The sequence below is a fragment of the Enterobacter cloacae complex sp. 370H10 genome, from assembly GCF_050031535.1.
GTDB lineage: Bacteria > Pseudomonadota > Gammaproteobacteria > Enterobacterales > Enterobacteriaceae > Enterobacter > Enterobacter intestinihominis.
Map to the genome: position 1 here is coordinate 1,565,149 of NZ_JBLGWG010000001.1, position 15,150 is coordinate 1,580,298.

Sequence of the window (15,150 nt, forward strand, 5' to 3'; positions counted from 1 at the left end):
AAGTTTAAAACCTTGACGGGCGCCACAGGATGGAAAAAGAGTGAAGGGGCCGGAGTGAGGCTCCGGCAGGTAGGGGATCAGACGTCGAACGGGGAGTGGGCGTCGAGCACGGCCTGAATCACATTCAGCGCGCCCTGATGGTTGTTATCGTCGGTAGTGTAACGGCTGACCGTTTTAATGCTTTCTGCCGCATTGCCCATCGCAAATGAATATTTCACCAGCTTCAGCATTTCCGCATCGTTGCCACTGTCGCCAATGCCGACGCACGCCTGCGGGGAGACTTTCCAGCGTTTCAGCAGACGACTGATGCCGTTGGCTTTGTGCAGGCCCGGGATAATCAAATCGACAAAACCGAAGCCGCTGGTAACCGGCTTCATGATGCCGTCCAGGGAGACATGCAGTTTATCGACCAGGTTCGGGATATCGCTGTCTGGCAGGTTCAGGGAGAATTTAAACAGCACGTCGTCAATGTCGCGGTAATCGCTGATGGGTTTTAAGCGATGGTAGTGTTTCGACATCAGCTTCACGAACGCTTCTGGAGCCTTATCGCTGACGTACGCGCTCTCCAGCCCGCAGGCCACAAAGTTCAGCCCTTTGTCTTTCAGCAACTCGCCAATGACGATCTGCGACTCATGACGCGTTAGCTCACCGTGGAAAATCTGTTCGCCGTGGTCGAACACCAGCGCGCCGTTTTCCGCGACGAAGGAGATCTGATCTTTCAGCTCCGGGAAAAAGGAGATGAGCTGGTAATACTGGTTGCCGCTGGCGACAACAAATTCGATGTTACGGGCTTTAAGCTGCTCAAACTGTGCCTGGAAGCGGTCACGATCGTACTGCTTGGCATCATCAAGGAAAGTTCCGTCCATATCGGTGACGATAACTTTTACGGTCATACTGTGCTCCTGGGTCACTGCGTTTTGAAACATTCTAATAACAAGGTGACGGGGAGCACAAATTTAATTTCGAATGAAAGTCAGAAAGCCGGGTGGCGGCTTCGCCTTACCCGGCCTACGGGGAGACAATGTAGGCCCGGTAAGCGAAGCGCCACCGGGCGTTTTTTTACAGTGTATGCTCGGTACGGGCAATAATATCGTCCTGCGCATCCGGTGACAGGGCGGTGAAGAACGCCGAGTAACCCGCGACGCGCACCACCAGGTCACGATACTGATCAGGGTGTTTCTTCGCTTCCAGCAGCGTTTCGCGCGAGACAATGTTGTACTGAATATGCCAGCCTTTATGCACCTCGAAGAAGGTGCGCAGCAGCACCATCAGCTTCTGGCGATCGCTGTCGTTTTCCAGCGTCGACGGGTTCAGCTTCTGGTTAAGCAGCACGCCGCCGAGGATCGCTTCCGTCGGCAGTTTACCCACGGAGCCAATCACCGCCGTCGGGCCGAGGTGGTCGGTACCGGAGGCCGGGCTTGCCCCTTCCGCCAGCGGGGTGTGCGCTTTACGTCCGTCCGGCGTCGCCATGGTTGCTGCGCCAAACGGCACGTTTGCGGAGATAGACGACGTGCCCGCGTAGTAGTTACCCCCAATTGGGCCACGGCCATAGCGTGGGTTGTGATACTGCTTCAGTTCTTCAATGTAGGTTTCGTAGGCACGGGTCAGCAGCAGGTCCACGCTGTCGTCGTCGTTGCCGTACTTCGGCGCGCCGTTGATCAGGCGCTGGCGCAGCTGCTCGTGGGTCAGCCCCTCGAAGTCATCCGCCAGCGCCGCCGCCAGCTGTTGCTGACCGATAACGCCCTGGTCAAACACCAGCTTCTTCACCGCGGCCAGGCTGTTACCGAGGTTGGCGATCCCCACCTGAAGGCCGGAAACCCAGTCATATTTCGCGCCGCCCTGCTTAATGCTTTTCGCGCGTTCGATGCAGTCGTCCACCAGCGCCGAGCAGAGAATATCGTGGACGTTCTCTTCCAGCATGGTGTCCACCACGTACTCGATTTCAATAGATTTGCGGGTGTAGTAGCGGATCTGGTTATCCCACGCCGCCATCACTTCGTCGAAATTGCCGAAATTACCGGCCGAAAGCGCTTTTTCCTGCGGCAGGAATACCTGGCCGCTGGTGGCATCGCGACCGCCTTCCAGCGCTGCCAGCATCACGCGGGCGAAGTTGATAAAGCTCATGCCGGTGCAGCGATAGCCCCACTTTCCGCCGACCGCGGTTTCGATGCAGCCAATCGCCGCATAGTCATACGCGTCCTCTCGTTCCACGCCGAGCTTGATAAATTCCGGGATGACGATTTCATCGTTGTTAAACGCCGGCATCCCGAAGCCGCAGCGGATCACCTGCACGCAGGCGTCGAGGAAGTCGTTGCTCATCCCCGCGTGGTAACGCACGCTCAGGTTTGGCTGGGTGGAGCGCAGACGGCCGCAGGATTCCAGAATTGCGTAGGAGAGCGGGTTGACCGCGTCCATTGGCTCGCCGTTGACCAGCTTCTGGCCGCCGATGGTGACGTTCTGATACAGCGGGCTGCCCGCAGAGGCTTTGGAGTGCGAGCCGGAGCGGATTTTGTTCACCTCCAGCAGCTTCAGCCAGCAGCTGTGCAGTAGCTCGATGGCGTGCTCGCGATCCAGGCTCTGGTCCAGCTCCACGTCGCGGCGATAGTACGGGTAAAGGTACTGGTCCATACGGGCAAAGGAGACGGAGTGACCGTTGGACTCAATTTGCAGGATCAGCTGAATGAAGTAGCACAGCTGTAGCGCCTGCCAGAAGGTTTTTGGCGGCTGGTGGGCGATGATGTCGCAGTTTTCCGCCATCGCCAGCAGCTCGTCGCGGCGGCTGTCGCGGGTTTCGCTGGCGGCCATCTCACGAGCCAGATCGGCGAAGCGCCTGATGTGCAGGCTTACGGCTTCCAGCACGATATCAATGGCTTTCAGGAACTGATCGCCGTGCAGATCGTCCAGTACCGTCAGGTTGATGCGCGAGCGGCGCTCGGCTACTTTCGCGCGCAGGCCGTCGAGCCCTTTCTCCAGCACCAGCGGGAAATTCACCGCCAGGTGTGCGTCACCGGAGGTCATGTTACCTTCCGCTTTGATGATGCCGGTTTCCAGCAGGCCCTTCTGCTCGTCAGTAAACATACCGTAGCAGCGATCCTGTACCGTCTGGCCGCGCCACCACGGGCAGATTTCATGCAGAACGCGTTTATTCTCTTCGCTCACCGCAAAGCCTGCACCTGGACGGTCCGCCAGATCGTCAATCTCTTTCTCAATCCAGGAGACGGTATATTCCGGGAAGATCGGCGCGGCACGCACTTCGCTGGCCTGGTTACCGATAATCAGCTCGTCGTGCTTGATCCAGATGGTACGTTTTGCCAGGTGGTGGGCGAGGGCCAGCGCGCGACGTACCGGGATCGGCTTGTCCAGATGCTGCTGATACATTTCGGTATAGTGCTGCGCGCGTTCGGTACAAACCGGCGGCTTAACGATATGCACCAGAGCCGTTTTGTGCGCCTTGATGCGCTCGCTGAGGGTGTTGAGATTCAGGGTGGTCATAAGTTTATCCTCGTAAGGTCGCGGTTAACCCTTTCTGGCAGGCATACTGCTGCGCGAAGTCCAGCAGGGCAGGGTTATCCAGCGGTTTGTCAGGGGCAGAGTAGGGTTGGCCGAGCAGGGTGTATTTGTTCATGCCCAGCGTGTGATACGGCAGATAATGAATATCATCGACGCCGAGTTCATCGGCGGCGAAGTTGGTAATGGCGGTAACCGACGCTTCATCGGCGTTAAAGCCCTGGATCAGCGGCACGCGGATGGTGATCTTCTTCCCGACGGTAGCCAGGCGCTTCAGGTTGTCCAGGATCCGCTTAGCAGAACCATCGGTCCACTGCTTGAACACCTCGCCGTCGACATGTTTCAGATCCGCCAGGAACAGATCGACATACGGCAGTGAAGGCTCGATATAATGCCAGGGCACGTGAAGGCAGGTTTCAACCGCAGTATGAATGCCTTGTTCATGGCTGACTTTAAACAGGGCGTGCGCCAGGTCAGGATTCATAAACGGCTCGCCGCCGGAAAGGGTGATCCCGCCGCCGCTGCGGTCGTAGAAGGGCTTGTCGCGCAGCACGGTGGCCATAATCTCCTCCACCTGCTTCTCTTCACCGCAGACGGTAAGCGCCTGCGTCGGGCAGCAGTCGGTGAGGGCAGTGAGCGTTTTTTCACTTAATTTTTCACGATGGATGATCAACCCGTTCAGGGCGCGTTCAACACACCCTGGCGCGGCCTGCTGACACAGGTCACAGCCGTCCAGACACAGACGGGCGTCAAACAGGACGTCCCGCGTGCGGGAGCGGCTTTCCGGGTTCTGGCACCAGCGACAGCCCAGCGAGCAGCCTTTCAGGAACACCACGGTTCGAATACCGGGGCCGTCGTGGGTGGAGTAACGCTGTATGTTGAAGATCATTTTTTTGCCCTCTGATTACATATGAAGATTAAATTACTTTCGAATGAAAGTTATCTTGATGTGGGTCAATTCATGAGCAGGTTTTCTCGTGATAGGGTAAATGCAGGCTAATTTTGAGGGTGACATCATGGAACTTTATCTCGACACATCCGACGTTGCGGCAGTCAAAAAGCTGGCGCGTCTCTTCCCGCTGGCGGGCGTGACCACTAACCCAAGCATTGTGGCGGCGGGTAAAACCCCCCTGGAAGAGTTGCTGCCCGCGCTGCACGACGCGCTGGGCGGCAAGGGCCGGCTGTTCGCCCAGGTGATGGCGAAGACCGCCGAGGGGATGGTGGAAGACGCACGTAAGCTGCGCGCGATAATCAATGACCTGGTGGTGAAAGTGCCCGTGACCGCTGAAGGGCTGGCGGCGATCAAAATGCTGAAAGCAGAAGGGATCCCGACCCTGGGTACCGCGGTATACGGCGCAGCGCAGGGGATGCTCTCCGCGCTGGCGGGTGCTGAGTATGTGGCCCCTTACGTGAACCGCGTGGACGCGCAGGGCGGGGACGGGATCCAGACGGTGATTGAACTGCAAAAATTGCTGACGCTGCACGCACCGCAGTCAAAGGTGCTCGCCGCGAGCTTTAAAACCCCGCGCCAGGCGCTGGACTGCCTGCTGGCAGGGTGCGAGTCCATCACGCTGCCGCTGGACGTGGCGCAGCAGTTTATTACCTCTCCGGCAGTAGATGCGGCAATTGTGAAGTTTGAGCAGGACTGGCAGGGGGCGTTTGGGCGGACGTCTATTTGATGCTGTTGCCGGGTGGCGCTGACGCTTACCCGGCCTACGATTTTCTCCCTCTCCCTGTGGGAGAGGGCCGGGGTGAGGGCATCAGGCCGCAGCAGGGTTTAACCTCCACACACCTCACACCCCGGATTACGCATCAGCTTCATCTCGCGGAACTGACAGGTCATCGCGTCATACATCACGATTTTGCCCGCTGCGGGCGTGCCGTAATGCGCCAGCACCTTGATCGCCTCCATGGCCTGCAAGGAACCGATAACCCCAACCAGCGGCGCCATCACGCCCGCCTCGACGCAGGTCAGCGCATTCTCGCCGAACAGACGGCTCAGGCAGCGGTAGCAGGGCTCTCCCTCAGCGTAGGTGAAAACGCTGATTTGACCCTCCATGCGGATGGCCGCGCCGGAAATTAGCGGCGTTTTATGGGCAAAGCAGCCCGCATTGAGCTGGTTGCGAATGGCGACGTTATCGGTGCAGTCCAGCACCAGGTCATGCCGTGCAATCTGCGCAAACAGCGCGTCGTCATCCAGCATCGCGTCAATCAGGGTGAACTGAACGTTGGGGTTAATTCGCGCCAGCGCCGTGCGCGCAGATTCCACTTTCGGCTGACCAACCGTCGCGTCGCTGTGTAGCGTCTGGCGTTGCAGGTTCGACACCGACACGGTATCGAAATCCAGCAGCGTCATGCGGCCGACGCCCGCCGCAGCCAGATATTGCGCTGCCGCGCAGCCCAGCCCGCCAAGACCCACAACCAGCACGCTGGCCGCCTTGAGCGCTTCCTGGCCCTCGAAATCAAACCCGCGCAGCACGATCTGGCGGTTATAGCGCATCATCTCCGGGTCGCTCAGTTCCACCGTCATGTCAGCCTCCGAACAGGTGGTTAAAGCGTTCCACTTCAACCCATTCGCCCGCCTCAACGTGGCCGCGATCGCGCTCCAGCACGATAAAGCAGTTACCCTGGCTGAAGGAGCTAAAGATGTGCGAACCCTGATGCCCGGTGGTGCTCACCTCCAGCTCGCCATCGGCGTTGCGCGCCAGAATGCCGCGCTGGAAATCGAGACGGCCCGGAGATTTTTTGAGGCGCGTTGCCGCCCGCACGCGCACACGTTCCGGCAGCGGGTCGGCATTGTTGCCTGAGAGCTTCGCCAGCAGCGGGATCACCAGCTGGTAGAAGGTCAGCGCGGCAGAGACCGGGTTACCCGGCAGGCCACAGAACCAGCTGTGCGGAAGTTTGCCAAACGCGAACGGTTTGCCCGGTTTAATCGCCAGCTTCCAGAAGGCGATTTCACCCAGCTCTTCAAGCAGGGTTTTGGTGTAATCCGCTTCGCCAACCGAAACGCCGCCGGAGCTGATCACCACGTCGGCAGAGGCGTCCGCGTCGATAAACGCCGTGCGCAGTTTCTCCGGATCGTCAGGAATGATGCCGAGGTTAATCACCTCGCAGCCCAGTTGCTCAAGCATCAGGTGCACCGCCAGACGGTTGGTGTCGTAAATCTGCCCCTCGTTCAGCGGCTGACCCGGAAGCTGTAGCTCGTCTCCCGTTGAGAACACCGCCACGCGTACCTTGCGGACAACGTCAATCTCCGCGATGCCAAGCGATGCCAGCACCGGCAGTTCGGCGACCGTCAGTTTTTGCCCGGCGGCAAAGACCGTTGCGCCGAGGGTAATGTCTTCCCCGATGTGGCGGATATTCTGTCCCGCTTTGACGCTGGCGGTAAAACGCACGCCGTCGTCCGTTAGTTCGGTCTCTTCCTGCATCACCACGGCTTCACAGCCCTTTGGCACCGGCGCGCCGGTCATAATGCGCACGCAGGTGCCCGCTGGCCACTCACCGTTGAACGGCTGCCCGGCAAAGGCTTTACCTGCCACCGGCAGCGGCTGACCCGTTTGCAAATCCGCCAGACGTACGGCATAGCCGTCCATCGCCGCGTTATCAAACCCCGGCACGTTCAGCGGCGAGACGATATCGCGCGCGGCAATACGGCCAAAACAGCGCACAAGCGGCAGCGTCTCAACGTCGTGCAGGGGAGTAATACGATCAAGCATCTGCGAGAGTGCCGTCTCAAGCGGCATCAGTCCGGCGGTAAAATCCATGGTGGGCTCCTGCGGAGTAACAACGAAAGCGCTCATTATGGCAGAAAAGTGCGGCTAACTGTATGACCCGATGGGTGTACGCTTTACATCACAGTTGCGTCTTTCTATATTCAAAAATCATCTGAAGATTCGTCGACGATAATGATATTTATAGAAAAAGCAGCCAGCCAGGCTGATGGGTGATGCGAAATGAGTAAAGCGGTTATCGCAATTCATGGCGGTGCCGGGGCAATCACCCGTGCACAGCTCAGTCCCGAGCAGGAGAAGCGTTATATTGATGCGCTGAACGCCATTGTGGAAACAGGCCAGCGGATGCTGGAAGCGGGCGACAGCGCGCTGGACGTGGTGACCGAAGCGGTGCGCCTGCTGGAGGAGTGTCCGCTGTTTAATGCCGGTATTGGCTCGGTCTTTACGCGCGATGAAACGCATGAACTGGATGCCTGCGTGATGGACGGTATCACCCTGAAAGCGGGGGCGGTGGCAGGCGTCAGCCGACTGCGCAATCCCGTGCTGGCCGCGCGTCTGGTGATGGATCAAAGCCCGCATGTGCTGCTGACCGGTGCGGGGGCGGAGAAATTTGCCGTCGAGCACGGGATGGATACGGTCTCGCCCGATCTTTTTTCCACCGAGGAGCGTTACCGGCAGTTGCTGGAGGCCCGTACAGCGGGGATGACGCAGCTGGACCATGCCGCGCCGCTCGATGAACGCAGAAAAATGGGCACGGTAGGCGCGGTGGCGCTGGATAAAGCCGGTAACCTCGCCGCCGCGACGTCGACAGGCGGTATGACCAACAAGCTTCCCGGACGCGTCGGCGACAGTCCGCTGCCGGGGGCCGGGTGTTACGCTAATAACGCCACGGCGGCGGTGTCATGCACCGGAACCGGCGAAGTGTTTATCCGCGCGCTGGCGGCCTACGACATTACCGCGCTAATGGATTACGGCGGATTAAGCCTGAGTGAGGCCTGCGAGCGGGTAGTAATGGAGAAACTGCCAGCCCTGGGCGGGGAAGGTGGCTTAATCGCGGTGGATCGGGAGGGCAACGTGGCGCTGCCGTTCAACAGTGAAGGGATGTACCGGGCGTGGGGGTATGCCGGCGATGCGCCCAGCACAGGCATTTATCGTGAATAAGGGGGCATTGCGTGCCGCACAGTAAAGAGCTGGACAACTGCGAAGTGCTGGCTGTCCACCAACTGAATATTGCCTTTCAGGAAGAGCGGCAGTTCATCCCTGCAGTACAGAATTTATCGTTTTCGCTCAGGCGCGGCGAGACGCTGGCGATTGTCGGCGAGTCCGGATCCGGTAAATCGGTTACCGCGCTGGCGCTGATGCGTCTGCTTGAGCAGACGGGCGGGCAGGTCACCAGCGAGCGGATGCTGTTGCGCCGTCGCAACCGTCAGGTTATCGATCTCAACGAGCTGAACGCGTCCCGGATGCAGGGGGTGCGCGGGGCGGATATTGCGATGATTTTTCAGGAGCCGATGACCTCCCTGAACCCGGTCTTCCCGGTGGGCGAGCAGATTGCCGAATCTATCCGCCTGCATCAGGGATTGAGCGGTGATGAGGCGCTCAACGAAGCTAAACGGATGCTGGAGCTGGTGCGTATCCCTGAGGCGCACGCGATTTTGTCCCGCTATCCGCATCAGCTTTCCGGTGGCATGCGCCAGCGGGTGATGATTGCGATGGCGCTGTCGTGCCGTCCGGCGGTGCTCATTGCGGACGAACCCACCACGGCGCTGGATGTCACCATTCAGGCCCAGATCCTGCAACTGATTAAGGTGTTGCAGCAGGAGATGGAGATGGGGGTGATATTCATCACCCACGATATGGGGGTGGTGGCGGATATTGCCGATCGGGTGCTGGTTATGCATCAGGGCAATGCCGTGGAAACCGGCACGGTGGAGCAGGTCTTTCATGCGCCGGTGCATCCTTATACTAAAGCGCTGCTGGCGGCGGTCCCGCGTCTGGGCGCCATGAATGGCAGTGATTTTCCGCGCCGTTTTCCGCTGTTCTCTCAGACCGAACAGGGCCAGCAGGAAGACGAAACCGAGCAGAACACGGTGGTTTCCGGCAGGCCGATCCTTGAAGTGCGTGACCTGGTGACCCGTTTCCCGCTGCGCAGCGGGATCCTTAACCGCGTGAAGCGCGAAGTGCATGCGGTTGAATACGTCAGTTTTGATCTCTGGCCGGGCGAAACGCTGGCGCTGGTGGGGGAGTCCGGCTGCGGTAAATCCACCACCGGGCGGGCGCTGCTCAGGCTGGTTGAGTCGCAGGAGGGGAGCATCACCTTCAACGGTGAGCGCATCGATACACTCCCCAATGGTAAATTGCAGGCGGTGCGCCGGGATATTCAGTTTATTTTTCAGGATCCTTATGCGTCGCTCGATCCGCGCCATACGGTGGGGTACTCGATTATGGAGCCGCTGCGGGTGCACAACCTGCTCGACGGTGAAGCCGCGCAGCGCCGCGTCGCGTGGCTGCTGGAGCGCGTGGGCCTGAAACCGGAGCATGCCTGGCGTTATCCGCACGAATTTTCTGGCGGTCAGCGACAGCGTATCTGCATAGCCCGGGCATTGGCCCTGAATCCGAAAGTGGTGATTGCGGATGAGTCCGTGTCAGCGCTGGATGTCTCCATCCGCGCGCAAATCATCAATCTCCTGCTCGATTTACAGCGGGATTTGGGCATTGCGTTTCTGTTTATCTCTCACGATATGGCGGTGGTTGAGCGGATCAGCCATCGCGTGGCGGTGATGTACATGGGGCAAATTGTTGAAATTGGCCCCCGTCGGGCGGTATTTGAAAACCCGCAGCATCCGTACACCCGCAAGCTGATGGCCGCCGTACCGGTTGCCGATCCTGAGCATCGTCACGCCCAGCGCGTGCTGTTGCAGGACGAAATGCCGAGCAATATTCGTAAACGGGGCGAAACTCTGGAGCGCGTGGCGCTGCGTGAAGTCGGTCCCGGTCATTTTGTCGCACCCCCGCGTCAGGGCAATGCATTCTCGCGGTTATAACTTACAACAGGCAGGAGAACACAATGGTTCCTTTTGTTGCTCGTCAATGGCTGCTTGCCGCGAGCGTGACGGCTGCGCTGGCCGCCGCCCCCGCGATCGCGGCGAAAGACGTGGTGGTGGCTGTGGGGTCTAACTTCACGACGCTGGATCCGTATGATGCTAACGACACCCTTTCTCAGGCGGTGGCAAAATCCTTCTACCAGGGGCTGTTCGGCCTGGACCGCGAGATGAAGCTGAAAAACGTGCTGGCGGAAGGTTATACCGTGTCGGACGACGGGCTGGTCTATACCGTTAAGCTCCGTACCGGCGTGAAGTTCCAGGACGGCACCGACTTCAACGCCGAGGCGGTTAAGGTCAACCTGGACCGAGCCAGCAATCCGGAAAACGGTCTTAAGCGCTACAACCTGTATAAAAATATCGCCCAAACCGAGGTGGTTGATCCGGCGACGGTGAAGATCACCCTCAAAGAGCCGTTCTCGGCGTTTATCAATATCCTGGCGCATCCCGCGACGGTGATGATTTCCCCTGCGGCGTTAAAGAAATACGGCAAAGAGATTGGCTTCCACCCGGTGGGGACCGGACCGTACGAACTGCTTACCTGGAACCAGACCGATTATGTGAAGGTGAAGAAATTCGCCGGATACTGGCAGCCGGGGCTGCCGAAGCTGGATACCCTCACCTGGCGGCCGGTCGTGGACAACAATACCCGCGCCGCGATGCTGCAAACCGGCGAAGCGCAGTTTGCCTTCCCGATCCCCTACGAACAGGCAGCGCTGCTGGCGAAAAACAGCAAGCTGGAGCTGGTGGCCAGCCCGTCGATTATGCAGCGCTACATCAGCATGAACGTCACGCAGAAACCGTTCGATAACCCGAAGGTGCGCGAAGCCATCAACTACGCCATTAACCGCCAGGCACTGGTGAAGGTGGCCTTTGCCGGCTACGCCACCCCGGCGACGGGCGTGATGCCGCCAACCATTGAGTACGCGCAGAGCTATCAGCCGTGGCCGTACGATCCGGCGAAAGCGCGGGAACTGCTGAAAGAGGCGGGCTATCCGAACGGCTTTAGCACCACGCTGTGGTCGTCGCATAACCACAGTACCGCGCAGAAGGTGCTGCAATTTACCCAGCAGCAGCTGGCACAGGTGGGCATTAAAGCCAGGGTCACGGCGATGGATGCTGGACAGCGCGCGGCGGAAGTGGAAGGCAAAGGACAGAAAGAGAGCGGCGTGCGGATGTTCTACACCGGCTGGACGGCTTCAACCGGTGAAGCGGACTGGTCCCTGTCGCCGCTGTTTGCTTCCCAGAACTGGCCGCCAACGCTGTTCAATACCGCGTTCTACAGTAATCCGCAGGTGGATAAGGATCTGGCCGATGCCCTGAAAACCACCAAACCGGAAGAGAAAGCGCGCCTGTACAAAGAGGCGCAGGACATTATCTGGAAAGAGTCGCCGTGGGTGCCGCTGGTGGTGGAAAAACTGGTCTCAGCCCACAATAAAGCGCTGACCGGTTTTTACATCATGCCGGATACGGGCTTTAGCTTTGATGACGCGGATCTAAAATAAAACTCATGCTGAATTATGTGTGTAAACGCCTGCTGGGGCTTATCCCGACGCTGCTGATTGTGGCCGTGCTGGTGTTTTTGTTTGTCCACATGCTGCCCGGCGATCCGGCGCGTTTGATTGCCGGACCGGAAGCGGATGCGACGGTTATCGAACTGGTACGTAAACAGCTCGGTCTTGATCAGCCGCTGTATCGGCAATTTCTGCGCTACATTGGCAATGTCCTTCAGGGCGATTTCGGCATTTCGATGGTGTCGCGTCGTCCGGTGTCGGAGGAGATTGCCAGCCGCTTTATGCCTACCTTCTGGTTAACGATTGCCAGTATGAGCTGGGCGGTTGTGTTTGGCCTGGGCGCGGGAATCGTTGCCGCCGTCTGGCGCAACCGCTGGCCGGATAAGCTCGGTATGGCGCTGGCGGTCACCGGTATCTCTTTCCCGGCGTTTGCGCTGGGTATGCTGCTGATGCAGATTTTCTCCGTCGAGCTGGGCTGGTTGCCCACCGTCGGGGCCGACACCTGGAAGCACTACATTCTGCCCTCTATGACGCTTGGCGCAGCCGTTGCGGCAGTGATGGCCCGCTTCACCCGCGCCTCGTTTGTCGACGTGCTGAGCGAAGATTACATTCGCACCGCGCGGGCAAAAGGGGTGAGTGAGAAATGGGTCATTCTGAAGCATGGTTTTCGTAATGCGATGATCCCGGTGGTCACGATGATGGGGCTACAGTTCGGCTTCCTGCTGGGCGGCTCTATCGTGGTAGAGAAGGTCTTCAACTGGCCGGGGCTGGGGCGTCTGCTGGTCGACTCGGTCGATATGCGTGACTATCCGGTTATTCAGGCTGAAGTTCTGCTTTTCTCGCTGGAGTTTATTCTTATCAACTTAGTGGTGGATGTGCTGTACGCCGCCATTAACCCGGCCATCAGGTATAAGTAAGATGCGGTTACTGAACTGGCGTCGCCAGGCCATTTTAAACGCTATGCCGGGGATCAGGCCGGACCATATTCGCACCCCGTGGGTTGAGTTCTGGCGTCGATTCCGTCGTCAGCCCGTCGCTATGGTCGCCGGGTTGTTTGTGTTACTGCTGATCCTGGTGGCGATTATCGCCCCCTGGATAGCCCCGTTTGATGCGGAAAATTACTTCGATTACGACCGGCTGAACGATGGACCGTCGATGATGCACTGGTTTGGCGTGGACTCGCTCGGGCGCGATATTTTCAGCCGCGTGCTGGTAGGGGCGCAGATCTCGCTGGCGGCCGGGGTCTTTGCGGTGCTGATGGGCGCAGCAATTGGCACCGTGCTTGGGCTGGTGGCCGGGTACTATGAAGGCTGGTGGGACCGCATCATCATGCGTATCTGCGACGTGCTGTTTGCCTTTCCCGGTATTCTGCTGGCGATTGCCGTGGTGGCGGTGATGGGCAGCGGCATGGCGAACGTCATCATCGCCGTGGCGGTATTCACGATTCCCGCTTTCGCGCGCCTGGTACGTGGCAACACGCTGGTGCTGAAGCAGCAGACCTTTATCGAGTCGGCCCGCAGCATGGGAGCCGGCGATGCCACTATCCTGTTCAGCCATATTCTGCCGGGAACGGTCTCGTCTATCGTGGTCTATTTCACCATGCGCATAGGCGTGTCGATTATCTCGGCGGCCAGCCTGTCGTTTCTGGGGTTAGGCGCACAGCCGCCGACGCCGGAGTGGGGCGCGATGCTGAACGAGGCGCGGGCGGATATGGTGATCGCCCCGCACGTGGCGATCTTCCCGAGCCTGGCGATTTTCCTGACCGTGCTGGCGTTTAACCTGCTGGGGGATGGGCTGCGCGACGCGCTGGATCCGCGGATTAAGGGGTAGGTTTTTGCAGGAACTTACCCCTCACCCTAACCCTCTCCCCTGAGGGGAGAGGGGACTGCTCGGTGCGGTCTGTTCCCCCTCGCCCCTTTGGGGAGAGGGCCGGGGTGAGGGGTTAAAGATTAAACCCGGCTGCCCCACAAATCATACTCGTCGGCGTTTTCAACCTTCACGCGAATAATATCACCCGGCTTGACGTTGGTTTCCCCGTTCAGGTACACCGCGCCGTCGATTTCAGGCGCATCCGCCATGCTGCGGCCAATCGCGCCTTCTTCGTCCACTTCGTCGATAATGACCAGAATTTCGCGGCCCACTTTCTCCTGCAAGCGTTCAGCAGAGATCTGCTGTTGCAGCTGCATAAAGCGGTTCCAGCGTTCCTCTTTGACTTCTTCCGGTACCTGGTCCGCCAGCTCGTTGGCCGTTGCGCCTTCAACCGGGCTGTACTTGAAGCAGCCCACGCGATCCAGACGCGCTTCTTTCAGGAAGTCGAGCAGCATCTGGAAATCTTCTTCGGTTTCACCCGGGAAGCCAACGATGAAGGTGGAGCGCAGGGTCAGATCCGGGCAGATCTCGCGCCACTGCTTGATGCGCGCCAGCTGGCGGTCAACGGAGCCAGGACGCTTCATCAGCTTCAGAATGCGCGGGCTGGCGTGCTGTAACGGGATATCCAGATACGGCAGGATTTTGCCTTCCGCCATCAGCGGAATCACGTCGTCAACGTGCGGGTAAGGGTAGACGTAGTGCAGACGCGTCCAGATCCCGAGCTTAGCAAGCTGCTCGCACAGGCCGACCATGCTGGTTTTTACCGGCTCGCCGTTGTGGAAACCGGAGCGGTGTTTGACGTCCACGCCGTAGGCGGAGGTGTCCTGGGAGATGACCAGTAACTCCTTCACGCCCGCGTCGGCCAGGCGTTTGGCTTCTGCCAGCACCTCGCCAATCGGACGGCTCACCAGCTCGCCACGCATCGACGGGATGATGCAGAAGGTGCAGCGATGGTTGCAGCCTTCGGAAATTTTCAGGTAAGCATAGTGGCGCGGCGTCAGCTTCACGCCCTGCTCCGGCACCAGGCTCAGGAACGGGTTGTGCTTTGGCTTTGGTACGTAGTGATGAACATGTTCCAGCACCTGCTCGTAGCTGTGCGGGCCGGTGATCTCCAGTACCTTCGGGTGCACTTCGCGGATCTGATCCACCTTCGCGCCCAGGCAGCCGGTGACAATCACTTTGCCATTTTCCGTCAGGGCTTCACCAATGGCTTCCAGTGACTCCTGGACCGCGCTGTCGATGAACCCACAGGTGTTGACGATCACCATGTCGGCGTTGTCGTAGCTTGGCACCACGTCATAGCCTTCAGTGCGAAGTTCAGTCAGGATGCGTTCGGAATCCACCAGGTTCTTCGGGCAGCCCAGGGAGACAAAGCCGATTTTCGGCGGGTGCGTAACATTGCTCATAGGTTAAAAATTCATCAATTAT

The 15,150-nt window shown here is 59.1% G+C and carries 12 protein-coding genes; 6 read left to right on the plus strand and 6 right to left on the minus strand.

Annotation, left to right across the window (positions count from 1 at the left end):
- Nucleotides 1–77: 77 nt before the first annotated feature.
- The 3 genes from ACQG2Q_RS07630 to ACQG2Q_RS07640 all read right to left on the minus strand — a co-directional run bounded on the left by ACQG2Q_RS07630 (nt 78) and on the right by ACQG2Q_RS07640 (nt 4,396).
- Nucleotides 78–893 (minus strand): Cof-type HAD-IIB family hydrolase, encoded by an 816-nt coding sequence (locus tag ACQG2Q_RS07630; RefSeq protein ID WP_063850244.1) that lies wholly within the window; start codon nt 891–893, stop codon nt 78–80.
- 166 nt (nt 894–1,059) lie between these two features.
- A complete protein-coding gene (locus ACQG2Q_RS07635; RefSeq protein WP_023299663.1) occupies nt 1,060–3,492 on the minus strand; it encodes a formate C-acetyltransferase/glycerol dehydratase family glycyl radical enzyme in 2,433 nt (810 codons plus the stop codon).
- A gap of 4 nt (nt 3,493–3,496) precedes the next feature.
- Entirely contained in the window at nt 3,497–4,396 is a 900-nt protein-coding gene (locus tag ACQG2Q_RS07640) for a glycyl-radical enzyme activating protein (RefSeq protein WP_063850247.1), read from the minus strand.
- Nucleotides 4,397–4,523: 127 nt separating this feature from the next.
- Here ACQG2Q_RS07640 and fsa point away from each other — a divergent pair, with 127 nt between their 5' ends.
- On the plus strand, nt 4,524–5,186 hold the full coding sequence (gene fsa / locus ACQG2Q_RS07645; RefSeq protein ID WP_063850258.1) for a fructose-6-phosphate aldolase: 663 nt from the start codon (nt 4,524–4,526) through the stop codon (nt 5,184–5,186).
- A gap of 98 nt (nt 5,187–5,284) precedes the next feature.
- On the opposite strand, the gene moeB is transcribed toward fsa, so the two are convergent.
- Together moeB and moeA are read right to left on the minus strand one after the other, a co-directional pair.
- Entirely contained in the window at nt 5,285–6,037 is a 753-nt protein-coding gene (gene moeB, locus ACQG2Q_RS07650; protein WP_038415730.1) for a molybdopterin-synthase adenylyltransferase MoeB, read from the minus strand.
- Between the two features lies 1 nt (nt 6,038).
- Entirely contained in the window at nt 6,039–7,271 is a 1,233-nt protein-coding gene (gene moeA, locus ACQG2Q_RS07655; RefSeq protein WP_023305756.1) for a molybdopterin molybdotransferase MoeA, read from the minus strand.
- 189 nt (nt 7,272–7,460) lie between these two features.
- Here moeA and iaaA point away from each other — a divergent pair, with 189 nt between their 5' ends.
- The 5 genes from iaaA to gsiD are packed head-to-tail and all read left to right on the plus strand — an operon-like array spanning nt 7,461 to nt 13,683.
- Nucleotides 7,461–8,399: a beta-aspartyl-peptidase gene (iaaA, locus tag ACQG2Q_RS07660; RefSeq protein WP_063850248.1), complete on the plus strand. Its 939-nt coding sequence runs from the start codon at nt 7,461–7,463 to the stop codon at nt 8,397–8,399.
- A gap of 11 nt (nt 8,400–8,410) precedes the next feature.
- A complete protein-coding gene (gene gsiA, locus ACQG2Q_RS07665; protein ID WP_063850250.1) occupies nt 8,411–10,282 on the plus strand; it encodes a glutathione ABC transporter ATP-binding protein GsiA in 1,872 nt (623 codons plus the stop codon).
- A gap of 23 nt (nt 10,283–10,305) precedes the next feature.
- On the plus strand, nt 10,306–11,844 hold the full coding sequence (gene gsiB, locus ACQG2Q_RS07670; RefSeq protein WP_032624586.1) for a glutathione ABC transporter substrate-binding protein GsiB: 1,539 nt from the start codon (nt 10,306–10,308) through the stop codon (nt 11,842–11,844).
- 5 nt (nt 11,845–11,849) lie between these two features.
- Nucleotides 11,850–12,770: a glutathione ABC transporter permease GsiC gene (gsiC, locus tag ACQG2Q_RS07675; protein WP_006809475.1), complete on the plus strand. Its 921-nt coding sequence runs from the start codon at nt 11,850–11,852 to the stop codon at nt 12,768–12,770.
- Between the two features lies 1 nt (nt 12,771).
- Nucleotides 12,772–13,683, plus strand: coding sequence for a glutathione ABC transporter permease GsiD (gsiD, locus tag ACQG2Q_RS07680; protein WP_032624585.1), 912 nt, complete (start codon nt 12,772–12,774; stop codon nt 13,681–13,683).
- A gap of 119 nt (nt 13,684–13,802) precedes the next feature.
- On the opposite strand, the gene rimO is transcribed toward gsiD, so the two are convergent.
- Entirely contained in the window at nt 13,803–15,128 is a 1,326-nt protein-coding gene (gene rimO, locus ACQG2Q_RS07685; protein WP_063850251.1) for a 30S ribosomal protein S12 methylthiotransferase RimO, read from the minus strand.
- Nucleotides 15,129–15,150: the final 22 nt, after the last annotated feature.

What these genes read in the sequence shown, in the direction of transcription:
- ACQG2Q_RS07630 (WP_063850244.1), bottom strand. Translation starts at nt 893, where the DNA reads ATGACCGTAAAAGTTATCGTCACCGATATGGACGGAACTTTCCTTGAT.
- ACQG2Q_RS07635 (WP_023299663.1), bottom strand. Translation starts at nt 3,492, where the DNA reads ATGACCACCCTGAATCTCAACACCCTCAGCGAGCGCATCAAGGCGCAC.
- ACQG2Q_RS07640 (WP_063850247.1), bottom strand. Translation starts at nt 4,396, where the DNA reads ATGATCTTCAACATACAGCGTTACTCCACCCACGACGGCCCCGGTATT.
- fsa (WP_063850258.1), top strand. Translation starts at nt 4,524, where the DNA reads ATGGAACTTTATCTCGACACATCCGACGTTGCGGCAGTCAAAAAGCTG.
- moeB (WP_038415730.1), bottom strand. Translation starts at nt 6,037, where the DNA reads ATGACGGTGGAACTGAGCGACCCGGAGATGATGCGCTATAACCGCCAG.
- moeA (WP_023305756.1), bottom strand. Translation starts at nt 7,271, where the DNA reads ATGGATTTTACCGCCGGACTGATGCCGCTTGAGACGGCACTCTCGCAG.
- iaaA (WP_063850248.1), top strand. Translation starts at nt 7,461, where the DNA reads ATGAGTAAAGCGGTTATCGCAATTCATGGCGGTGCCGGGGCAATCACC.
- gsiB (WP_032624586.1), top strand. Translation starts at nt 10,306, where the DNA reads ATGGTTCCTTTTGTTGCTCGTCAATGGCTGCTTGCCGCGAGCGTGACG.
- gsiC (WP_006809475.1), top strand. Translation starts at nt 11,850, where the DNA reads ATGCTGAATTATGTGTGTAAACGCCTGCTGGGGCTTATCCCGACGCTG.
- gsiD (WP_032624585.1), top strand. Translation starts at nt 12,772, where the DNA reads ATGCGGTTACTGAACTGGCGTCGCCAGGCCATTTTAAACGCTATGCCG.
- rimO (WP_063850251.1), bottom strand. Translation starts at nt 15,128, where the DNA reads ATGAGCAATGTTACGCACCCGCCGAAAATCGGCTTTGTCTCCCTGGGC.